At 61.5% G+C, this 20,921-nt stretch carries 23 protein-coding genes and 2 pseudogenes; 15 read left to right on the top strand and 10 right to left on the bottom strand.

The annotated features are described in order from the left end of the window. A partial coding sequence (locus HCZ97_RS12285) for a M3 family oligoendopeptidase (protein ID WP_167689000.1) occupies nucleotides 1-524 on the top strand: 524 nt, incomplete at its 5' end. A gap of 276 nt (nucleotides 525-800) precedes the next feature. Here the strand turns inward: HCZ97_RS12285 and HCZ97_RS12280 are convergent. From HCZ97_RS12280 to HCZ97_RS12270, 3 genes are all read right to left on the bottom strand, one after another. Continuing rightward, a complete protein-coding gene (locus HCZ97_RS12280) occupies nucleotides 801-1,769 on the bottom strand; it encodes a Gfo/Idh/MocA family protein (RefSeq protein ID WP_167688999.1) in 969 nt (322 codons plus the stop codon). An 88-nt stretch (nucleotides 1,770-1,857) separates the two neighbouring features. Continuing rightward, nucleotides 1,858-2,754 carry an RNA polymerase sigma factor RpoH gene (gene rpoH / locus HCZ97_RS12275; protein ID WP_167688998.1) on the bottom strand — a complete coding sequence of 299 codons (897 nt, stop codon included), beginning with the start codon at nucleotides 2,752-2,754 and terminating at the stop codon, nucleotides 1,858-1,860. A gap of 279 nt (nucleotides 2,755-3,033) precedes the next feature. Further along, the gene (locus HCZ97_RS12270; RefSeq protein WP_167688997.1) at nucleotides 3,034-4,065 is read right to left on the bottom strand and encodes an RluA family pseudouridine synthase; all 1,032 of its coding nucleotides are present in this window, start codon (nucleotides 4,063-4,065) and stop codon (nucleotides 3,034-3,036) included. Here HCZ97_RS12270 and HCZ97_RS12265 point away from each other — a divergent pair. Next, a complete protein-coding gene (locus tag HCZ97_RS12265; RefSeq protein WP_167688996.1) occupies nucleotides 4,064-4,366 on the top strand; it encodes a DUF6476 family protein in 303 nt (100 codons plus the stop codon). The two genes, HCZ97_RS12270 and HCZ97_RS12265, sit on opposite strands and share 2 nt — an antisense overlap. 948 nt (nucleotides 4,367-5,314) lie before the next feature. Here the strand turns inward: HCZ97_RS12265 and HCZ97_RS12255 are convergent. Next, on the bottom strand, nucleotides 5,315-5,905 hold the full coding sequence (locus HCZ97_RS12255) for a TetR/AcrR family transcriptional regulator (RefSeq protein ID WP_167688995.1): 591 nt from the start codon (nucleotides 5,903-5,905) through the stop codon (nucleotides 5,315-5,317). An 89-nt stretch (nucleotides 5,906-5,994) separates the two neighbouring features. On the opposite strand from HCZ97_RS12255, the gene HCZ97_RS12250 reads away from it, so the two are divergent. The 3 genes from HCZ97_RS12250 to HCZ97_RS12240 are packed head-to-tail and all read left to right on the top strand — an operon-like array spanning nucleotide 5,995 to nucleotide 7,530. After that, complete coding sequence (locus tag HCZ97_RS12250) at nucleotides 5,995-6,339, top strand: darcynin family protein (RefSeq protein WP_167688994.1); 345 nt, start codon at nucleotides 5,995-5,997, stop codon at nucleotides 6,337-6,339. Next, nucleotides 6,332-7,090 (top strand): SDR family NAD(P)-dependent oxidoreductase, encoded by a 759-nt coding sequence (locus HCZ97_RS12245; RefSeq protein ID WP_167688993.1) that lies wholly within the window; start codon nucleotides 6,332-6,334, stop codon nucleotides 7,088-7,090. The genes HCZ97_RS12250 and HCZ97_RS12245 overlap by 8 nt, the downstream gene beginning before the upstream one ends. Continuing rightward, on the top strand, nucleotides 7,087-7,530 hold the full coding sequence (locus tag HCZ97_RS12240; RefSeq protein WP_167688992.1) for a hypothetical protein: 444 nt from the start codon (nucleotides 7,087-7,089) through the stop codon (nucleotides 7,528-7,530). The genes HCZ97_RS12245 and HCZ97_RS12240 overlap by 4 nt, the downstream gene beginning before the upstream one ends. Nucleotides 7,531-7,774: 244 nt before the next feature. Here the strand turns inward: HCZ97_RS12240 and HCZ97_RS12235 are convergent. Further along, nucleotides 7,775-8,040, bottom strand: a pseudogene (locus HCZ97_RS12235) (transposase domain-containing protein); the annotation flags it as partial. Here HCZ97_RS12235 and HCZ97_RS20855 point away from each other — a divergent pair. Then, entirely contained in the window at nucleotides 7,939-8,298 is a 360-nt protein-coding gene (locus HCZ97_RS20855; RefSeq protein ID WP_368484366.1) for an ATP-binding protein, read from the top strand. The pseudogene HCZ97_RS12235 and the gene HCZ97_RS20855 overlap by 102 nt on opposite strands. A 159-nt stretch (nucleotides 8,299-8,457) precedes the next feature. Here HCZ97_RS20855 and HCZ97_RS12225 read toward each other — a convergent pair whose 3' ends face one another. Continuing rightward, nucleotides 8,458-9,312: a PhzF family phenazine biosynthesis protein gene (locus HCZ97_RS12225; RefSeq protein ID WP_167688991.1), complete on the bottom strand. Its 855-nt coding sequence runs from the start codon at nucleotides 9,310-9,312 to the stop codon at nucleotides 8,458-8,460. A gap of 149 nt (nucleotides 9,313-9,461) precedes the next feature. Here HCZ97_RS12225 and HCZ97_RS20850 point away from each other — a divergent pair, with 149 nt between their 5' ends. Continuing rightward, on the top strand, nucleotides 9,462-9,899 hold the full coding sequence (locus HCZ97_RS20850) for an Lrp/AsnC family transcriptional regulator (protein ID WP_167689008.1): 438 nt from the start codon (nucleotides 9,462-9,464) through the stop codon (nucleotides 9,897-9,899). Between the two features lie 312 nt (nucleotides 9,900-10,211). Here HCZ97_RS20850 and HCZ97_RS12215 read toward each other — a convergent pair whose 3' ends face one another. Further along, nucleotides 10,212-11,114 (bottom strand): AraC family transcriptional regulator, encoded by a 903-nt coding sequence (locus tag HCZ97_RS12215; protein WP_167688990.1) that lies wholly within the window; start codon nucleotides 11,112-11,114, stop codon nucleotides 10,212-10,214. A gap of 140 nt (nucleotides 11,115-11,254) precedes the next feature. Between HCZ97_RS12215 and HCZ97_RS12210 the strand changes: the two genes are divergently transcribed. After that, a complete protein-coding gene (locus HCZ97_RS12210) occupies nucleotides 11,255-12,010 on the top strand; it encodes an SDR family NAD(P)-dependent oxidoreductase (protein ID WP_167688989.1) in 756 nt (251 codons plus the stop codon). Nucleotides 12,011-12,416: 406 nt separating this feature from the next. On the opposite strand, the gene HCZ97_RS12205 is transcribed toward HCZ97_RS12210, so the two are convergent. Beyond that, on the bottom strand, nucleotides 12,417-13,436 hold the full coding sequence (locus tag HCZ97_RS12205) for an alpha/beta fold hydrolase (RefSeq protein WP_167688988.1): 1,020 nt from the start codon (nucleotides 13,434-13,436) through the stop codon (nucleotides 12,417-12,419). Between the two features lie 113 nt (nucleotides 13,437-13,549). On the opposite strand from HCZ97_RS12205, the gene HCZ97_RS12200 reads away from it, so the two are divergent. Continuing rightward, entirely contained in the window at nucleotides 13,550-14,551 is a 1,002-nt protein-coding gene (locus tag HCZ97_RS12200) for an AraC family transcriptional regulator (RefSeq protein WP_167689007.1), read from the top strand. A 229-nt stretch (nucleotides 14,552-14,780) separates the two neighbouring features. After that, nucleotides 14,781-15,413, top strand: a complete 633-nt coding sequence (locus HCZ97_RS12195; protein ID WP_167688987.1) for a tyrosine-type recombinase/integrase — start codon at nucleotides 14,781-14,783, stop codon at nucleotides 15,411-15,413. Between the two features lie 728 nt (nucleotides 15,414-16,141). Here the strand turns inward: HCZ97_RS12195 and HCZ97_RS12190 are convergent. After that, complete coding sequence (locus HCZ97_RS12190) at nucleotides 16,142-16,648, bottom strand: ClbS/DfsB family four-helix bundle protein (RefSeq protein WP_040605141.1); 507 nt, start codon at nucleotides 16,646-16,648, stop codon at nucleotides 16,142-16,144. A gap of 250 nt (nucleotides 16,649-16,898) precedes the next feature. On the opposite strand from HCZ97_RS12190, the gene HCZ97_RS20465 reads away from it, so the two are divergent. The 5 genes from HCZ97_RS20465 to HCZ97_RS12170 all read left to right on the top strand — a co-directional run bounded on the left by HCZ97_RS20465 (nucleotide 16,899) and on the right by HCZ97_RS12170 (nucleotide 20,281). Beyond that, nucleotides 16,899-17,246, top strand: a complete 348-nt coding sequence (locus HCZ97_RS20465) for a DUF2946 family protein (protein ID WP_217701775.1) — start codon at nucleotides 16,899-16,901, stop codon at nucleotides 17,244-17,246. A gap of 103 nt (nucleotides 17,247-17,349) precedes the next feature. Then, the gene (locus tag HCZ97_RS12185) at nucleotides 17,350-18,324 is read left to right on the top strand and encodes a copper chaperone PCu(A)C (protein ID WP_167688986.1); all 975 of its coding nucleotides are present in this window, start codon (nucleotides 17,350-17,352) and stop codon (nucleotides 18,322-18,324) included. Nucleotides 18,325-18,417: 93 nt separating this feature from the next. Continuing rightward, the gene (locus HCZ97_RS20845; RefSeq protein WP_167688985.1) at nucleotides 18,418-18,567 is read left to right on the top strand and encodes an SCO family protein; all 150 of its coding nucleotides are present in this window, start codon (nucleotides 18,418-18,420) and stop codon (nucleotides 18,565-18,567) included. Nucleotides 18,568-18,923: 356 nt separating this feature from the next. Then, nucleotides 18,924-19,478 (top strand): chloramphenicol phosphotransferase CPT family protein, encoded by a 555-nt coding sequence (locus tag HCZ97_RS12175; protein ID WP_167688984.1) that lies wholly within the window; start codon nucleotides 18,924-18,926, stop codon nucleotides 19,476-19,478. A 230-nt stretch (nucleotides 19,479-19,708) separates the two neighbouring features. Continuing rightward, nucleotides 19,709-20,281 (top strand): adenylate kinase, encoded by a 573-nt coding sequence (locus HCZ97_RS12170; protein ID WP_167689006.1) that lies wholly within the window; start codon nucleotides 19,709-19,711, stop codon nucleotides 20,279-20,281. Between the two features lie 81 nt (nucleotides 20,282-20,362). On the opposite strand, the pseudogene HCZ97_RS12165 reads toward HCZ97_RS12170, so the two are convergent. After that, nucleotides 20,363-20,809 (bottom strand): annotated as a pseudogene (locus HCZ97_RS12165) (GNAT family N-acetyltransferase); the annotation flags it as partial. Nucleotides 20,810-20,921: the final 112 nt, after the last annotated feature.

Here is a 20,921-nt window from a genome sequence, read left to right as displayed (position 1 = left end):
TGCTGACCTTCCGCGCCCTTCTGGCCAAGGCCGAGACAACGGCAGAGCGCAAGACCATGCTCGCCTCCAAGGTCGAGGACATGATCAACACGGTCGTGCGTCAGATCGCCTTCTACGACTTCGAATGCAAACTGCACGAAGCCCGTCGCGGCGGGGAACTGACGCCCGAGGACATCAACGCGATCTGGATGTCTGTGCAGGCGGAAAGCCTGGGCCCGGCGTTCGACTTCATGGACGGCTACGAGACCTATTGGGCCTATGTCCCCCACTTCGTCCACTCGCCCTTCTACGTCTATGCCTATGCCTTCGGGGACAGCCTGGTGAACGCGCTCTACGCGGTCTACGAGGACCAGCCGGAGGGCTTCCAGGACAAATACTTCGAAATGCTGAAGGCCGGCGGTTCCAAGCACCACAAGGAGCTTCTGGCACCCTTCGGCCTGGACGCCACGGATCCCGCTTTCTGGGACAAGGGGCTGTCGATGATCGAAGGCTTTATCGACGAACTTGAGGCGATGGAAGACTGACCGGCGATCGTCCACGCGAAAAAAGAAGCCTGCGCGGCAAGTTGCAGCGCGGGCTTGTCCGGCTCAGGCGCACGATCCCACCGGGACTGCGCCTGCCGATTGGCATCCTGTTCTGCATCGGCGGTGTACTAGGCTTCCTGCCCGTGCTGGGGTTCTGGATGATCCCTCTTGGTGTGGCGCTGATCATCATGGATGTCAGGTGGCTTCGGACGCGACGCATGCCGCCCCCGAAGCCCGGGGACGAGCCCCCCTCACTTCGATTGAGCTGCTTGCGCTTTACGCTTCCAGCGCGGCTTCGATCATCCGCTGCGTGCCCTGGGCCTGCTCCAGCGACCAGGGATAGGCCGCCTCTCCTCGGATCGCGGCACCGAAGTTCTCAACTTGCAGGACGTAATGGTTCACACCGGGGAAACGCTCGGTCATGACGGTCAGGTCCGGGCGGGACAGATGCACCTCTGCCTGCCCAAAGACATTAGCGTTGAAGGGCGTGGTAAGTGACAGCACCCCCTCCGTCCCATGGAAGTGCATCCCCTGACGTGGCGCCATGCGGGTCGAAACCATGGAGGACATGGTGAAGCCCGGAAATTCGAAGATGTTGTGGGAAAACGTGTCTACACCGTTCGTCAGGTCCTTCCTGGCATGGGTCATGCGCTCAGGCTCTGCGCCGGTCACGAACCGCGTGGCGCCGAAGGTATAGACACCGATGTCGCGCAGCCCGCCGCCGCCGGTTTCCGGCTTGTTGCGGATATTCTTGCTGTCCGGATTGTCGTAGGAAAACTCCGCGTTGACGAAGCGCAGCTCTCCGATGGCGCCATCGGCCACGAGGTCGCGCGCGCGCTGGAACTGGGGATGATGAACGATCATGAAAGCCTCTGCCGCAACCAGGCCAGTGTCATCCCGAACCCGGATCAATCCCTCGATCTCGGCTGAGGTCATCCCCAGGGGCTTTTCACACAGCACGTGTTTTCCGGCCCTCAGCGCCTTCTCTGCCCATTCCACGTGCAGGTGGTTCGGCAGCGGGATGTAGACGGCATCGATATCCGTCGCGGCCAGAAGCGCTTCATAGCTCTCTTCATGGCGAATGCCCGGTGCAAAAGCCTGAAAGGGCGTGACCTTTTCCGCAGCGCTGGAGGCCACGGCAACCAGCTCGGCCCCGCGGGCCGCATGAATGGCCGGCCCCATGTGGTTCAGCGCGAAGTTGGCGGCGCCAAGGATGCCCCAGCGGACAGGCGGTGCAAATGACATGGAAAACTCCCTTGCATCAATGATGGTGCAAGGGAGTCTAGAAGGCGCCGATCGTTAGCGCAAACAAATGTCTTCAGTCACGACACCCTCAGGCAGAGGCCATCATGCCTTTGTCGTCGGCCAGTTCGCGCATCCGGGTCTGCAGTTTCTCGAAGGCGCGCACCTCGATCTGGCGGATCCGCTCGCGGCTCACGTCATAGCGGCTGCTCAGGTCTTCCAGCGTGACCGTCTCTTCGGACAGCCGGCGTTGCGTGAGGATATCCTTCTCACGGTCGTTCAGCACATCCATTGCCTCGGCCAGAAGGGCGCGGCGGGCCTGCAGCTCATCGCGTTCCTCGTAGTCGGTGGCCTGATCGGCATCTTCGTCCTCAAGCCAGTCCTGCCACTGCATCGTGCTGTCGGCATCCGAGCCGACCGTGGCGTTGAGAGAGGCGTCAGAGCCCGCCATCCGGCGGTTCATGGAAATCACCTCGGCCTCGGTCACGCCCAGATCATGGGCGATCTGCTTGACGTTGTCGGGGTGAAGATCGCCTTCCTCAAGCGCGCCGATCCGGGCCTTGGCCTTGCGCAGGTTGAAGAAGAGCTTCTTCTGGCCAGAGGTCGTGCCAAGCTTCACCAGGCTCCAGGACCGCAGGATGTATTCCTGGATCGAGGCGCGGATCCACCACATGGCATAGGTCGCCAAGCGGAAGCCCTTTTCGGGGTCGAACCGCTTCACGGCCTGCATCAGACCCACGTTCGCCTCAGAGATGACCTCGGCCTGGGGCAGCCCATAGCCGCGATAGCCCATGGCGATCTTTGCGGCCAGCCGCAGGTGAGAGGTGACAAGCTGGTGCGCCGCCTCGGTGTCTTGGTCTTCGACCCACCGCTTGGCCAGCATGTATTCCTGCTCCGGCTCAAGCATCGGGAATTTGCGGATCTCCTGCATGTAGCGATTGAGCCCGCCTTCCGGCGTCGGTGCAGGAAGATTTTTGTAATTACTCAAATCCTTGTCCTTCCCCTGTTTTCTGGTCCCATGTGAATGGGCTTAACATCCAGATAGGTGCGATGACACATGCCTGCAAGCATTGGTCACGAAAGTTTAACGGTTGGTGTACGTTTTGCCGTCGCAGAAAGTTCAGATTTACCTTTGCCCACTGCGGAGCGTTGCGAGATTTGTACGCCCGCACCATCCGGTCGCGCAAGGAAAGAGAATCTGCATAAATGCACACTCCCTTAGCTAGATGGGCCGGATTGAGCAGATACGCAGGGGAACCGGTGGAATTCAGCCGTTCTGGGGCAGTGCCTCAAGCAAGGTTTTCATATCCTGCGGCAAGGGCGCGTCAAAGGTCAGATCTTCACCGCTCACCGGATGCACGAAACCCAGCGTCGCCGCATGAAGCGCCTGGCGAGGGAAGGCATCCACCATCTCCGCCACCCCTGCCCCAAGGGCCTTGGCCGATGCGCGGCGGCGACCGCCGTAGACCGGATCGCCGACGAGCGCATGACCGGCATGGGACATGTGAACCCGGATCTGGTGAGTACGGCCAGTCTCAAGACGACATTCCAACAGCGCCAGCGCCGGGGGTGTTCCGAAGGTCTCCAGCACCCGGGCACGGGTCACCGCGTGCCGTCCATGATCGAAGCTGACCGCCTGTTTCTGACGGTCCGTCTTGTGGCGCCCCAGCATGGTGGTGATCTTGAGCAATCCGCCCGCCTCAAAAGAGGTGCCGCGAATGCCGCGCAACCGCGGATCATTGGCATCCGGCACGCCATGGCACAGCGCCAAGTAGCTGCGCCTTGCGGTATGTGCCTCGAATTGTGCGGCGAGGGCGTGGTGGGCCCGGTCGCTCTTGGCGACGACCAGCAGGCCGGAGGTTTCCTTGTCGATACGATGCACGATGCCGGGTCGCTTTTCCCCGCCGATACCGGAGAGGGTGTCGCCGCAATGGGCCAGCAGCGCGTTGACCAGCGTTCCGGAGGGCGATCCCGGTGCCGGGTGCACCACCATGCCGGCGGGCTTGTTGACCACGATCAGTTCTCCATCCTCATAGGCGATATCCAGCGGGATATCCTGAGGAAGCGTCTCTACCTCTGCGGCTGCGGGCAGCGTGATTTCTATCACGTCGCCTTCGGCTACCTTCGCCTTGGGGTCGCTCAGCACCTGGCCGTCGCAGGTTACATGTCCGTCAGAGATCAGCCGCGCAAGACGTGTCCGAGAGAGCGATGCCTCTACTGGCACATCGCGGGAAAGCGCCTTATCAAGACGTGCGGGCGGATCTTCTGAGATCCTGACGGTAAGGCGGTTGAGGGTCATGCAAGATATTCCAGAGGCGGAACCGGCAAATTTGCGGCTGCTACGGCGGTTGGTCACCACGCTGATGGTGGTAATGATCTTCGGGGTTCTAAGCTTAGTCGCGCTGGTTGTCATCCGCTTTGCGCATGATCCCGCCCCGGCAATTCCGGCAGAGATCACCCTGCCCTCCGGGACAGAGTCCGAGGCGGTGACGATGGGCAAGGGCTGGGTTGCCGTAGTGACCACAGATCAGCGAATTCTGATTTTCGACGCCAAGAGCGGCGCGCTGCGCCAAGAGGTCACCGTAAGCAGTCCGGATTGAGCAGATCTTGAAGGTCTTGCCCTTGGCGGCAACAGGGGTCTGTCGAGTAGGGTCAGTCGAAAGGGACGCGCCCCAAGCAGTCTTGTCGCGACACCTCTGCGCAGATGCCTGAGGATACAGCAGCGGAACAGGATGCCATTCCGGCAAACGATTGGACACGTCTGTCAGAGCCAAGGTGATGCAAACTGCGAATTGGGGGGATGGTACCGCCTCCCCGATTTAAACGGGGGACCTCTGGATCCACAATCCGGATAGTGCGAAAAAGTTCTAATATTTTCAGACTCTTGTCGACCCGGTTGGAAAGTCAATCTGGCTCAAGTTCCAACTTTCCAACTGACGACCGTCCGTTGGAACGGGGCTTTTTCCAACTTTTCGGCCCCTTCCGCGGGCCGCGCGAAACGTTCTCCGCCTCTCTCAGGCGGGGACCGGATCACTCCAGCACACAGCTCGCCGCCGACACGCGGCTGCGAGAGACAGACGACGAAAAGCATCTCGAAATCGCCACCAAGGAGCTGGTCGCGGGGTGCAACTATAGGCTGCGCTACAACCATCACCGTCCAGACGAGCCTCGACGGCCTCACCCCGTGGGAGTATCAACAACGGTCAGTAGAGGACCAAACACTGAACAGAGCGAACTATAAAACGCGGCCTCCAAGGGGAGCAGGTCACTTCTTTTGCTTAGCAGACCTCGGTGCAGAACGCAGCGAATGTCGGCTCTCCGGGCCATTTCGCCCGGCCGACCACCAGCTTGTCGGTCATCGCCAATGGCAGGTTGCGGGACACGGACCTGTCCCGCGAGGAGCCATCCGGTCGAGGCGTTTACTACGATCTCCGCTCCCACGGGGCTCCCACCGCAGGTCAGGCGAAACGGGGCGCCGAACGCAGCGATGCCTCCGTTGGCGTGATCTGGGATCAGGCGGGGCGGCCGGCATCGTGCCCGCGCGTGCCTCAATCGCGAGAACTTACGGCCCGAAGATACCCCTCAAGGGCCTTCACGACGCGCTCCCTCAATCCCGCCTCGGGCAGCAGACCTTCGCCGGCGGCGTTGACCAGCGACCGGGCGATGATGACGGCCGTCAGAAGATCGGTCGGGTCGAGAGGGCCGAAGCGCCGCGCCAACAGCCCCGAGGAGATCGAGGCGATTTCGCGCGCCATCTCGTCGGCCTCCTCCCCCATTGGGAACGAGGCCTCGATATGTTCCAGCGCAGCGGCCAGTCTCGGCCTTGCGAACTGATGCCGGATGGAGACGTCAACCATCTGTTGCAGAACCTCCTCGCCGCCGTCCTGGATCGCACGCAGCTCTGACAGCAGCACCTCACGCTCGCGGCGGATGAGCGCGACCAGTATCGCATGCTTGTCGGGAAAGTACTGATACAGCGTCCCGACGCTGACCCCGGCGCGTTCGGCGATCCGGTTGGTGTTCAGCGCCTCAGCGTCCCCGGTCTCCAGAATGCGAGCCGCTGCTTCGACAATGGCCGCAAAGGTTTCAATCGCGCGGCGTTGTGTCGGTTGTTTTCTGGCTTGCGGGGCGGCGGACATGACGTGAATCCTATGCGAGTAGAAAAACTGAGTCATTGCTCGGATAATGTGGCTTCCTGTCTACTTCTGCAACCCGAAAGGCCGGATCGATGACCGAAACCGCCCGCCATTACAAACCGCTGACACTTTTCCTGCTGGTGCGCGCCCTGCCCGCCTGGCTGGCGTTGCCGAGGCCACGGCGCCAAGAAATTGCCCTTGCCGCCGCGCCGAGCGAGTACATTCGCCTGCGCCAGTTCGACTGCGAAGCTTTTTCCGCCATGTGCTCGGACATCTGGATGCTGACCGCCGAGTCCGCCGGCGCGATCAACAGCGCAATGGAACGGCTGCGCGACACGCCGCTGTTCGCTCAGCCCTATTTCGAATTCGTCGCCATTTTGCCCTGTATCGAGGACGGATGGAGAACCTATGAAACCTCGGAGAACACCCATGGATGAGCGTCGTCCCATTGTCGTGACCGGCGCCAGCCGGGGGGTCGGGCTGGAACTGGTGCGGCATCTGGTGGCACAGGGACAGCCGGTCATCGGAATCGCCCGCGAAGCACCGGATCTGCAGGACCCCCTTTTCCGCTTTATCAGTTGCGATCTGTCGGACCGGGGCGCCATCAGCGCGCTTGTTCAGAACCTTGTTCAACAGAACCCGGGCGGCCTGGTCAACAACGCGGCCGTCCAGACGGAAGGTGACACCGTCACCCTGTCGACGGCGGCCATTGCGGCGTATATCGGGAAGGAACTGGACGTGAACCTAGCAGCACCCCTGATCCTCAGCACCGCCTTGATGCCGGTGATTGCCAAAGGGCCGGAGGGTTTCATCTGCAACATTAATTCCTGTCTCGCCCTTGCGCCCAAGACCGCTGCACCGGCCTATTGCGCGGCAAAGGCGGGACTGTCCAACGCGACGTTCGCCCTGCATGAGCTAGCCCGTGCCTGGCCAGGCCTGCTTGTGAGCGAGGTCCTTCTGCCGCTCGTCGACACCGACATGACGGCCGGGCGCGGCAAGGGCAAGATCAGCGCGACGCAAGCAGCCAAGGGCATCCTTGATGGACTTGCACGACGCAGGACGGCGATCAGGATTGGCGGCGCACGGGTGCTCTACGCCCTCTGGCGCCTGTCTCCCAACTTGGCCCGCATGGTGCTGCGGGGTGCCCGACCCGGCCAGGCCGGACACGTCCGGAGGGTCGGATCATGAGAACCCCGGTCATCATCCTCCTGTTGCTGACCGGGCCATGGCTTCTGGCGCAGGGCCTGTCTCCTACCGACATGGCGCGCGCCCAGTCTGGCGGGCTGGCCGGGCTGGTGCTTGCCTTCACATTCTTCGGCATCGGTCATTTCGCGATGACCGAACAGATGATCGACATGTTGCCCCCCTGGGTCCCCGCGCGGCGCGCTGTCGTGCTGCTGACCGGAGTCCTGGAATTTGCACTGGCCATCGCGCTTGTGATCCCAGCCACACGCTCGGTCGCGGGGTGGACCTGCGCGGCTGTTCTGGTCGGTTTCTTTGCTGTGAACGTCTATGCCAGTTTCAAACGCCGCGGCGGCGGCGGGCACGACTGGGGGCCGTTGTATCTTTTGGTCCGGTCCCCTTTGCAGGTCCTGCTGGTTTACTGGTGCCTCACCTTTTCAGTCTAAGGCCTGTGTCCGCGTGTCGAGACGCCGGTCCGACCGTTTCGACAGCGTCTGGCGCCGTTTCCCGGATTGGCGCCAAATGCGGGTCGAAGTCCGCCACATCCCGTAGGATGGCCTATAGCGGATATTTCAACCGGGGTCCGTCCGCCGTATGCGCACCCACCGACAGCGGCAAGTCGTGCCCGTCCTTTGAAACCGGCCTGTTGGGCTTGCTCTTAAGCTGTTACGCTGCTTGAGCAGCGTAACGCTAGGGGAGGAACTCGTCGAGGCAAGTGATCTTGTGATCGGCGATTTGGGCAAGGACCGACGTGAGCCAGGCTTGCGGATCGACGTTGTTGAGCTTTGCGGACTCGATCAGGGTGAAGGCGATTGCCATGGCTTTGCCGCCGCCCTCGGAACCGGCGAACATCCATTTTTCCGGCCTATGGCCACAGGTTTGACGGCGCGCTCGGCGGTGTTGCTGTCCAACTCCAGGCGGCTATTCTCCAAGTATGGCCGCGCCTTTGGCATCCGGATAAACGAGCTGATCTCCTCATCCTCGACGACTTTGGCGTTAGCAAGCTCAAGGCCACGGGCAAGCACGATCTTCCGGAGCTTCTCAATGATCGTATCGGTACACGCGCGACTATCGTTTGCGGCCAGCTGCCAGTCGAAAACTGGCATACCTCCATTGATAAACCGACGATAGCGGATGCGATCCTTGATCGACTGACCAGCGCGGCGCATCGCATTGAACTATCAGGCCCATCCTTACGAATAAAGGCAATCTGACTCCTTTGTCGCTCAATGTCAGTGCGGGTGAACAGGGCTATCGTTTTTGATTGCCCGGAATTGATGACACACCCTGATCGCGCATGTCGGTTTGGGTGACAACCAGCACTTCGAGACCAACTTCGACCGATGTCGCGATGTAGTGGAACTGCCGGCTCCCTATAGGGCGGCATCCTCCTCGATCTCGTAAGCTCTCCCCGAAACTTCGACCGGCGATCCGATATCTTCGCCGAGCGTGATTTCAAGTACGGACGGCGCGCCCATCTCCTCGCCCTGATGGATGGTAATCCGCCCGTGATGAGGCCAGCCTTGGTCCCGCAAATAGCCTGCGAAGGCGGCCGCGGCGGCGCCCGTGGCGGGATCCTCGACCACGCCGCCCGACGCAAAGGCGTTGCGCGCTGCGAAGGTCTGTGCGTCGTCCGCGTGGACGAGCATGATCGTCACCAAGCCGTGGCCGTCCATCATCCGCCGGCCGGCGTCGAGGTCGTAGCTTGTCGACGCCAGGGCCGCGCGATCCTTCAAGGCCAGCAGGACGTGATCCGCCCCGGCATGGATGCGTGCCGGTGGCAGGCGGTCGTCCAGATCGGCAGGGGTAAGGCCGAAGAGGGCAAGCGCGTCCCCCTGCTCCGCCTCGGTCGCGGCGCGGCTGTGCGTCGGAGGTGAGGTGAGCGTGGCGGCCATCCCGGCCTCGTCCGGCGTCGCCTCGACGGTTATTTCGGCGTCGTTCAACGTCAGCCGATAGGTGCCCGCACCAAAGCGCGCACCGAGGACTGCGCCTAGAGCGATCGTCGCGTGGCCGCAAAACGGGACTTCGGAGGCAGGCGAAAAGTAGCGCACGCGCCACGTCTCGACACCGTCGCCGAGCGGCACGGCGAACGCCGTCTCGGAATATCCGACCTCCGCCGCCACGCGCGCCATACTCGTTTCGCTGACAGGCGTGTCGAGCAGCACGACGCCCGCCGGATTGCCTCCTGCGCCGTCGCTGCTGAAGGCGGAAATGCGGTGAATGTTCATCTTGAGGTCCTCGTTGTTTCGATGTCCCCGTCATCCTATTGCTCGCGGACTTGTTCGTCCCCTGCGGACGAAAGGCAAATCAGCGATAGTGCCTTCATCATTTCGCCCAGAGAGGCGATAAAGACCGCATGATGAAGGCACTCGACTAAATCGACCGCCAGATCATCGTCGCCTTCGATTTGAATGGCCGCGCAAGCTTCACGGAGGTCGGCAATCAGGTCGGCCTGTCAGGCCCGGCAGTTGGAGAGCGACTCCGCAGGTTGCAGGACTCTAGCGTAATCGAGGGATTCGGTGTTCGAGTGGATCCCCGAACATTCGGTTACACGATGGAGGCCATTGTCCGCATCAAACCGCGCTCGCGGCAGATGCATATCGTCGAGCAGCTGATCCTAAACGAACCACGTTTCACAGCCTGCGACAGGGTCACGGGCGAGGATTGCTTCGTCGCACCGCTGGCCCTGGTCAGCGTCGCCGAGTTGGATGATATCTTGATGCCGCTGCACGAACGCGCCGAGACGCATACATCAATCGTCAAATCCTCGATCCTACCAACACGGATGCCCGATCTCTCTCCCCGCGACTTGTAGCGGTCCAACGGTCCTTCGACGAGCGACGGCAACGCTCTTTCGAGAATGCAGCCTTCTAGCGTGCAAGTTCGACTTTCAGCATTGTCCGCATGGCGAAAATTGATGCTACTTGCAGCGAAGGTCCGCTCCCCGCCCGTCGTGTTGATCGACGCCTTCTGCCCGAAGCCGGCATTCACCAGGATGGCCATCGCCGCAGCGCGACGTCCCAGTAGCGGACCTTTAAAGCTCTGCGCAGCATCGTCCAATGCCCTGAGGTCCGCAGTGCGGGACGAAGCTGACGCTGGTCTATCCGCAGAAGTGCATCCCGAGCACTCAGGCGACGGCATTCGCGATGCGTATGTCCCTCCCAGGAGGTGCATCGAAAAGACGGCCGTATTCCCGAGTGAACTGCGTCACGCTAGCGTAACCGACCGTGTGGGCTGCCTGCGCGATCTTCGCGCCCTCTACCAGCATGAGCCGCCTCGCTTCAATCAGGCGAAGCTGCTTCTGGAACTGGAGAGGCGAAAGGGTCGTGATGGCGCGGAAGTGCTTGTGGAACGCGGGCTCACTCATTGCGGCGGCCTCCGCGAGTTCCTCGACCCTGATCGGACGGGCGTACTCCCGCCGCAGGATATCGACCGCGCGCGCGATCCGTCCCGCGTGGCTGTCCGGCACCCCGAGCGCAGCGATGGCGGGGCCGTGAACCCCCATGAGAAGCCAGTAATGCAGCTCGCGCAGCAGGCCGTCGGCAAGGACCGAGAGGGCCTCGGGCCGATCCAGCAGGCGCGCAAGTCGAAGGGAGGCATCGATGACCTCTGTGTCAATCGGCTCCACCCTCACGGGCGGCGCTTTACCCGACCGCACGGAGACGGCCGGGCGCAATGCTCGCAGGATCGCGGGGTCGAGTTCGAGCACGAGCGCGTAATAGGGTTCCGCGATGCTGGCGTGGGCGATCCGGCTGACTGTCGGGATATCCGCCGCGATGACCATCGCCTCCCCCGGCGCATATTCGAAGCTCGCGCCCAGCGTCGTCACACGCTTCCTTCCCTGCAGCAGCATGGCGATCACGGGCTTCTGGACGGCAACCATCAGCTCTCCCGGGTGCAGGGCACGCACTACGGACAGGCCCCGGGCCGGAGTCGGCGCCGAACCGTCGGGCCCGGCATTGGCGTCGGCGAACCGGCGGCAATGGACGAGCAACTGAGCAAGGGACGAACTGCTTTGGGCAATGGTCATGCAATATCTTATGTTCTGGATTGGCCTGTCGGGGAAGGGAATAATGGAAACAGGCAAGTCTTGGCGAGGTTCAGGCAACTACAAGCGCCGGCGCACTTTTATTTCAGAGTGACACCATGACACCCTGAAAGGACACTCTCATGAGCAAGATCGCTCTCGTCACCGGCGCCAATCGCGGCCTCGGTCGCAACACCGCTCTCGCCATCGCCAAATGCGGCGGCGACGTCATCGTCACCTATCGGTCGAACGCCGGGCAAGCACAGGAGGTCGTGACCCTCATCCGCGAGATGGGGCGCCAGGCCGTGGCGCTGCCCCTCGACGTTGCCGACACCGCAAGTTTTCCGGCCTTCGTCGAAAGCCTGCGCTCGGATTTGCGCAACACTTGGGGCCGCGACAGCTTCGATCATCTCGTCAACAATGCCGGGCATGGCGAATTCGCCCTGATCGAGGAGACCACCGAAGCGCAGTTCGATCGCCTGTTCGCAGTCCATGTGAAGGGCGTCTTCTTCCTCGCTCAAGCCCTTCTGCCGCTCCTGGCCGACGGGGGGCGGATCGTGAATTTTTCGTCCGGCCTGACGCGGATCTCCTTCCCCGGCTTCGCGGCCTATTCGGCGGCAAAGGCGGCGGTCGAGATGCTCACGGTTTACATGGCGCGGGAATTCGGTGCGCGGGGCATCGCGGTAAACACGGTTGCTCCGGGTGCCATCGAAACTGATTTCGGCGGCGGTCTGGTCCGCGACAATGCCGAGGTGAACGCTCAGTTCGCGGGGATGACGGCGCTCGGCCGCGTCGGGCTGCCGGACGACATCGGTCCGATGATCGCCAGCCTTCTGCGGGACGACAATCGCTGGGTGACTGCACAGCGCATTGAGGTGTCGGGCGGCCAGACGATCTGATCACCCTGCATGACGCGCCGGCTCCCTCGGCGCGTCATTTCATTGGCCGATCTATGTTGCGAGACGGGAGCGTGACGGGCCGCGCCTCGCCCCCTTTGGGCTCAAAGCGATCATGCGGCGCTGCGGCGGGACGCATGACCGGCTCGGCGGTGCTGCAAGACGCTCGCGGCCCTCACCAGTCATTGGCCAGGATCAGCATTGCCGCAGCGCGGCTTCCCCATACCGGACCTTCATGGCACCGCGCAGCATAGTCCAAGGCCCCCAGGTCCGCAGTGCGGACAATCCAACCTCCCGGTTCCCATGTCCAAAGAGCGGCTTCAGGGCAACTTCGAGGCATGACGCTCTAACACGAACGCGATGACCCTTCCGCCGGTGTTCCGCGGAAGGGCCCGCCAGATCAAGGCGCCTACAGGTTCAAGAACTGCGCGATCGCCTCTATAGACGCAGCGTGTGCCATGCCGCGGTCCCAGCCCTCGGGATCGTCGCAAATCGGATCTTCACCTTCCTCGATCAGCAGGTGCGCGGCATTCTCCTTGCAGATCGGCAGGAACGAATAATGCCTTGCATTGGGTATCACGGAATGCTCCACATTCGGCAACATGTCGATCAGCCCGCTGCCTTCCGCCCGCACATCCGTGGCGAACCACGGAAAGGCATCGCCCAAGGACACCACTTGTACAGGGACGCCGATCGCCGCCGCGCTGTAGGGGGTCGCAGCATAAGTATAGCCGGGATCGACGGCGACGATCGAGCTGAAGCGGGGGTCCGACATGTCGGCCGAGAATTCCGGCGGCAGGTTGTTGAAGTCGACTCCGCCACGCATCAGAAACAGACAGTCCTGCGCGGCCTCGCCGAACCTGTCGCAGTAATCCCGGTAAGCGTCAGAATCAAGACGCAGACCAGCAAGCCCCATCACCGTGGAGCCGCCGAGCGAGAAACCGAGGGCCGTGATCCGCGCAGGGTCGACATGCTGCGCGATCTCCGGATCGGACAAGACATGGTCGAGCGCCGCACCCAGATCCGCCGCGCGCTCCGCCAGACGCGCTGTCCGGCGCGGAGAGCTATCGCCGGTCGTCGTCCCGGGATGGTTCATCACCACGACGAATGCGCCACGCTCGGCAAGCCCCGCGGCCAGCCAGGCGGTGCCGTCGATGCTGCTGCCGGAACCGTGCGACACGACGATCAGCGGCAGCTCTCCTTCGGGAAAGGCCGCGCCGACATAGGCCTCGACCGGCTCGAAGATCAGGCTCTCACCGACGGCGGCCGCATAGGTCGCCCGACCGACCGGATACCAGATGCCCCCGGCGATTGGCCCGGACCGATGGTCGGCCCGGAAATCGAACCGGTCGAAGCCGACGGTCGGGTCCGCGAGTGCCGGGTTGGCGAGCAAGACGGCAAGCGTTGTCGTGGACAGCAGGTATTTCATCTCGGGTCTCCTTATTTCGGATGATGGGCCCACGTGCCATGCAACAGCGCCGTCGCGCGTCCTGAAACCGGTTTCAGGTCGTGCGAAACCGGATCCTGGTCTATTGCGTCACCATGTTGACGCTTCCGATTCCACTTGTGGTCGCTCTGGTTCTTGGCTTTCTGGCACTGCGCCACGCCCTGGCCGGCGATCGCTCGATCCTGTTTCTGGTGTTTCTGGCGACCTGTGGGCTGCAGGCCTTGGTGATCTCGCTCACGCAACATTATGGGCTGTCCATTTTCCGGCCCATGCAACTTGCCACTGCCGTTGCCTTGCCGCCTCTGGCCTGGCTGACATTCCAGTCCGCAGCCCTGCGACCGTTCGACCGGAAAAGGGACTGGCTCCACCTGCTTGGACCCGGCTTCACCGCCTTCTGCACGGTCTTTGCCCCGGTCACATTGGACGTGGTGCTGCCTGCGCTCTTCGTCGGATACGGCGCGACAATCCTGGTTCGTGTTCGGACCGACGAAGCACTGCCGCTCGCTCGGCTGGGCGCCGGGCCACGACCGGCGCGGATCTGGAAGGGCGTTGGCCTGCTTCTCGTTTTCTCGGCCCTACTGGACGTGCTGATCGCCGTTGCTCTCCGGCTCGGGCATGCCGAATGGCGACCGCTGATCATCAGCATCTTCACATCCTTCACGCTTCTCGGCATCGGTCTTTTGTCGCTTTCACGCGACGCGGATGGCACAGCCGAAGACAGCGCGGGAGCAGCCGCTCCTGAAGCGCCTCGCCAGTCGGAGGAAGACGCAGAACTGATCTCGCGCCTTGATGCGCTGATGCAAAGAGACCGGCCGTATCTTGATCCCGACCTGACGCTGACCCGTCTCGCCCGGCGGCTGCATGTACCGATCAAGCATCTTTCGGCCGCGATCAACCGGGCAACGGGCGAGAACGTCTCGCGCTATGTGAACGGGTTTCGCGTTCGCAACGCCTGCGCGCTCTTGGATGGTGGCGATACCGTCACCGAGGCTATGCTCGGCAGCGGATTCAACACGAAATCGAACTTCAACCGCGAATTTGCGCGCGTGACCGGGCAGTCGCCCTCTGCATTCATTCGCAATGGCCACGAAGGCTAACGTTTGGCACCTGCTCCCGACAGTCCCGAAAGCACGGAGGTCGCGCAGACGTCCGATCTTCAACCTTTGTGGCGTTGGTGGCCCGAACTTCTCTAAACACCCGTCCGGTGCTGAAGCAGAATTCAGACAGAGTGGGCTCGATCCCGACATTCGCCTCGTTTTGGTGGTATGGTGGGACGTCGGCGCAGTGCCGAAGACGTGGCGGGACCGGTGGAGTGGAGGAACCACCATGTCTACCGCCAACCTACCAGTAATCCGCGCCTGCCGTCCGGCTTGGAACAAGGGGCGCATCGTCGGCCAGAAACGTCCGCTGCAACCGAAACATGTCTGGGCGATCCGGGTCCGCCTCGAAATCGCGGAGCGGACTCGCGAGCTGGCGCTCTTCAACCTCGCGATCGACAGTAAGTTGCGTGGCTGCGACTTGGTGCGCCTCAAGGTCGCTGACGTCTTTGCGGCGGGGCAGGTCAAGCATCGCGCCGCGATCGTTCAGAGCAAGACACGGCGGCCGGTCAGCTTTGAGATCACCGAAGGGACCCGGAAAGCAATCGCAGCATGGCTCGAGTCGCCGCTGATGGTCGGGTCGGAACATCTCTGGCCCGGACGATACCATGCGCGGCGGCACATCTCGACGCGTCAGTATGCTCGCCTCGTCCGAGACTGGGTGACATCCATCGGTCTTGAGCCGAGCGCGTATGGCACCCATTCCATGCGGCGTACGAAAGTCGCGCAGATATACCGAAAAACCGGGAACCTGCGGGCGGTGCAACTCCTCCTTGGCCATACGAAGATGGACAGCACGGTGCGCTACCTGGGCGTCGAGTTGGAAGATGCGCTCGCGATTGCCGAGGCGGTGGAAATCTGAACAGGGCGGGCCGGTTGTCGCGGCCGGCCCTCTGCGGACATTCATACCAGCCGAAGAGAACGGCCGGTTTGGGTCCAGGCGGGCCTCCACTGCGTCCTGAACGAACAGCAGCGTGCGGCCCACGGTGTTAGCAGGTGCCTCGCTTACTGATTTCTTGGGCACACTCAATCGCCCGCCCAAACTGCATCGTCCATAGCGAGCTAACAAAGGTGCATTGGCGCTCTTGAGCTCGTCTGCGCCGCTACCACTCTATCGAAAGTGAATCGGCAGGGAGCTCAAATGGCACAATTTGACCTATGTACACGGCATATCAATGAGGCTGGGCCGTGGCTGCCCTTGATAGAGGTAGGAATCCGAATGTGCAGTCGTTGTGCACGGTCAGCTCACAGTGAAGGGCTTGTTCCGGATCAGGAGCGCTTCGTTCGAGAGCGCTACGAACTCGCAGGCCTACTTTGCCCGTTGACGCGCAATGAGAATGGATTCGCGGTCTTTAAGCCGAATGTCGTGGAAATCACGGACCCCGAGGATAGCACATGAGGCCCTCCGCGGTCGCAAGCCGCCCTTGGCGATAGGGCAGCTCTCCTGGCGCTTCGAACACGTCGGCCCGAAGCCGACCTTGGCCGAGCAGGCTATCGCTGCCTGGCAGTTTCACCAAACCAGCCCTTCATGCATCGCGCAGCAATCCAGGAACATGAAGGTCGGCTGCGCGGAAAAAAGCTGCCTTGCGCCTAGCTGACAGTTTTCAACCATTTCCGGATACGCGAGCGCGCATTCGCGTAGGGTGACGAGGTATTGAACTGGATCATCCGGCCCTTCGTCCACTTGCCATACCAAGGGCTGCCATAAAGCTCGTCATGCGTCCGGGATGAAATGGTTTCAACCAGCCTGTGGTTGACTGCAGCAAGGCGGATCAGGAGGTTCTGCCAGTCAAGATGCTGATAATCCGCATAGAACTTCTGGGCCAGCAAGCCGAGTTGATTCCATTTGAAGCCGGTTTCGGGAAACTCCACGACCTCACCACGGTCATCCCGCTCCAACCATCGCAAAACGAGTTCGTTCCAGCCAAGCAGATAGGCCACCAGATCGGCAGGGCTTATCATCATTCCAGCGGCGTGTCCTTCCATAGAGGCTGTGCGTGCAAGCTCCGGTGGAACACGCTCTAGGTCAGATATCAGGTTGCCGAATGTCTTTGAAATTGCATCCAGAAGTTCTGTTTTCGATGTTGGTACGCCCATCGTGTTTCCTTGCTCTTCTTCAGAAGAGGATAGGCCCAACGCGCGTCGTCGCCAATGAGGGGAACGGGCCGTTCGCGTCGGTCGCCTACAAAATGGGGCGGCAAGCCGACCTTCGCTGCGCACCGAGCGAACGGCTTGTTTGTGTCCAAGACCACAAGGCGCTCAACTATCAATTTGCTCCTGCCGCAGACCGACGCACCCGCACATCGGCTCTGGCGTCGGTACAAAGCTCCGGTGTATTTTACACAACATGACCCATCGGTTGCGCCATCGACTGACCAGCATTGCCGCTGTGCTTCTCCTGATCGTGGGAAGTGCTGTATCTGCGGCCATGATGGCGCCTGATCGCGCGGATGCGGCCGAGGCCCGAATTACCCTGATGGCAATGAGCATGGATGACATTTGTGGGGGCGAGAGCGCCCACGACCATCACTGCCCCTTCTGTCACCTCGTCTCGGATACGCCTGTTCCGGCGCCGGCCGATATCGCTTCGACCCTTCTGCCGTTCGCGGCCTGGACCCAGTCCACCGATCTGCATCATGCGGCGCAGGCACGGGATCACGCGCGCTCTCCGAGGGCTCCTCCGACCTCGATCTGATCGCTGGCCCTCTACGGGCCGTCCCTGTCAGATCCGCGGCCCCATGGCCGCCCCTTCGCGCAGGCAGCGGTGCGTCCGCGCGCGCGTTCCAATGGAGAACTAGATGAAATCCGTCCTGATTGCCGGCGCCTTTGCCGCGCTCGCCACCACTGCGTCCGCCCATGCCACCCTCGAACAGAACGAGGTTAAGGCTGGCGAGACTGTGAAGATCACCCTCCGCGTGCCCCATGGCTGTAAGGGAGAAGCGACCCACACCGTTCATATTGCGCTGCCAGATGGTTTCTATGCCGCAAAGCCGATGCCGAAGGCCGGGTGGGAGCTGACGACCGCAACCGGCGCCTATGCCATGCCCTACAACAACCATGGCCGCGAAATGACTGAGGGCCTGCGCGAGGTAACCTGGTCCGGCGGCGATCTGCCGGATGCCTGGTATGACGAGTTCTCGGTCCGGGGCACCTTCGGTCCGGATGTCGCGCCCGGAACAGTGCTTTTTTTCCCGGCAATTCAGACCTGCGCCAACGGCACGGCCGACTGGACCGATACCAGCGGCTCGCATGACGTGCCGAACCCCGCGCCGAAGGTCACGGTCGTCGCGGGTGGGGGCGGCCACGGGCATGGTTCGGTGTCGGATCACGCCATGGGCGCCGTCACGGCCGGCGCGCTTGAGATCTCGGGCGGATTTTCCCGTGCGACCCTGCCGAACGCGCCTGTCGGCGGTGGCTTCATGACCATCACCAACACGGGAGCCGAGGACGACCGTCTAATTGGTGCGTCTTCATCCGTCGCAGGACATTTGGAGGTGCACGAGATGGCGATGGAGGGCGACGTGATGAAGATGCGCGAACTTGCCGATGGCTTGCCGATCCCTGCCGGAGAAACGGTCGAACTGAAGCCCGGCGGGTTCCACATCATGTTCATGGAACTGCAAGAACCGCTGGTCGAGGGTGAGACCGTCACCGTCAAGCTGACCTTCGAACGGGCCGGAGAGGTCGAAGTCCCGCTGATGATCGGCAAGATGAACGCCAAAGGCCATGACCACGGGTCCATGGATCACGGCAGCCACAGCATGAAAGACTGAGGCCGCGCGATGACCATCCAGCGCAAGCATCTGGTCATCGGTGGTTTGTGGGGGCTGGCTCTGCTGGCCCTCATCGCCGTGGTCTGAGGCCGTGTGATCGGACCGAAGTTCGAGGCCGGGCTGGCCGACACGATCGGCCCCGGTGATTACCATCTGACGACCACCAGGGGTGAGGCGCTCACCGAAGCTACCTTGAATGGCAGCCCGAGTGCCGTTTTCTTTGGATTCACTCATTGCCCCTAGGCCTGGCCGAGATAGGATGCGCGCTATCAGCGGGCGATATCCAGAATTGCAGAGCGTAGCCCTCAATGACGGACATCCGCCCCAGCAAGACCGAACGTCCGGTATGGGCCGGGAGCAGACTTGCGGCGACGCAGCGAGCCGAACACCTGGCGGGACGCAGCGCCCGCCGCTCGCGGCCCAGACCTGCCGTTCGAAGCGACCGTGGATGCGGCAACGCACTGTCACCAAAGCAGCCATTCGTGCATCGCGCAGCATTTTTCGTGAGTGAAGGTCAGCAGTGCGGGACGAAGTTGCCGTTCCGCTCTATCCATTGACCACGTATACCAGTTACTGCGTCGACGTTTCCGGAGGTCAGTATGTATGGTCAGATTATTATACTGCATGGCCCGTCAAGTAGCGGAAAATCCACAACGGCTAAGGCGATCCAAGGACTAGTAGAGTTGCCGTTCTGGCACATTTCTATAGACCACCTACGCGACAGCGGTGTTCTGCCGACAGACCGAATAGATCGCCAAGAGTTTCTGTGGTCTGACTTGCGTAAGCCCTTCTTTGCTGGCTTTCATGCTTCGCTTGCTGCATGTGCTAAAGCAGGTAACAATTTGATTGTAGAGCACATTCTTGACACACCTGACTGGGTTCCTGAGCTGAAGAACTTGCTGGCACCTTTCGATGTCCTTTTTGTGGGATTGCATTGCGAATTGGAAGAATTGAAAGCTCGCGAGTTTGCCCGAGGTGACCGTCCTTTCGGCAGTGCAAAACAAGACTATCACACCATTCATGCCGGTCGGGTTTATGATATCGAAGTGAATGGTCAAGCAAATGTGGAAGAGAACGCACAGGCCATTCTTGAATTTTGGCGTTCAGGTCTCAGACAGTCAGAGTTCACAGTATCAGAAAAGGGATCGGCGTAGGTAAGGGCTCGTTCCCGACCTTCGCTGCGCGGCAGGGACAAGCGCCTGGTCGCCCATCGAGCGGCGCCGCTCACGGCCCATATCCGACATTCAGCCTCGGATCAGAATGCTGCAGCCCGGCCCACCAAAGCAGCCGTTCGCCGCACTTGCGAACCCTGGCGGGGCCCCAAGGTCTGCTGTGCGGGACGAAGCGGACATTGCAGAAGGTGACGCGCACCGCTATCGCCCTCATGGTTTTGAATGCTAATGGCGGGACTGACGTGCCAAGAATATATTTGATCGGAGCTTCATGCTCGGGCGTCTCGACGCTTGGCGCGACACTGTCCGCGCAGATGGGTGTTCCATTGCTGGACGTAGACGACGTCTATTGGATACCAACAGACCTACCGTTCACAACAAAGCGCCCGCCAGAAGATCGGGTCCGCTTGATCCAACAGCGGCAATCCCAGACGGATGGTTGGGTTTTGTCAGGTTCCTTTATGGGCTGGGGAGATATCCTGATTGAGCAGGTCGATATCATAGCCTTCCTATATACACCTACCGCGATACGGCTACGACGTCTGGAGAGCCGAGAGGCACAAAGACATGGTGATCGTATTCTCCCTGGTGGCGACATGTATGAAGGCCATCTGGCATTCCGTGACTGGGCATCTCGCTATGATGACTCCTCGTTCACAGGACGCAATCTGGTGCAGCATGAACGCTGGCTCAAAGCACAAACTGCTCCGGTTCTGAGGCTTGACGGCACACAGCCTGCTGAAGTGTTAGCTGAGACAGTCACGACCGCGCTGGAACGGCTCTGAAAGGCCACAAAGGGGTCGCCCCCTAGCTTCGCGAAGGTGGTCTGGCAGGAAGGAATAGCCCTGCCAGACCTCTTCGCAGGTCTTGATACGGAGTGCCGCATTCGGGAACGGGAACCCGAAGTCATCGACCGCGCGCCGGGACACCTCCTGAAATCCGAGCCTCTTGTAAAAGCGGACGGCCTGTTCGTTGTGGGTATAGACCTCAAGGGACAGTTCGCCCTTCCGGGCCAGGGCATCGGCGATAAGCGTGCGCCCGATCCCGTGACCCTGCCAGCCCGGCGCGATGAAGATCCCGCCGATGAAACAGTCCAGAAGGCTGATGAAGCCAACAGCGTCTCCGTCAAGGCAGGCCACGGAGGTCTCCGCCTTCGGCAGATACACCTCCTCGACCAACCTGCGCTGTTCCGTCAGCCGTTTTTCACCGATGAAGGGGTGCGCCTCCAGAGAGGCTTCGAACCAGATGGTCGACAGTATTTTCAGATCCGTTGCCGCGTCAAAGGGCCGGATTACAACGTTTGCGTTCTTCATGAGAACTCCACAGAAATCATGCAAAAAGGCTCGGCATCCATGTGCCGAGCGATGCCGCTACATGCGGGTCAATCGAAGCCTCTGTGCATAAATCTCCGTCTTTGGCTCGACG

It is taken from the genome of Pseudooceanicola sp. HF7, from assembly GCF_011806405.1.
In the GTDB taxonomy this organism is placed as follows: domain Bacteria; phylum Pseudomonadota; class Alphaproteobacteria; order Rhodobacterales; family Rhodobacteraceae; genus Pseudooceanicola.
This window is presented reverse-complemented; position numbering and strand designations above follow the sequence as displayed.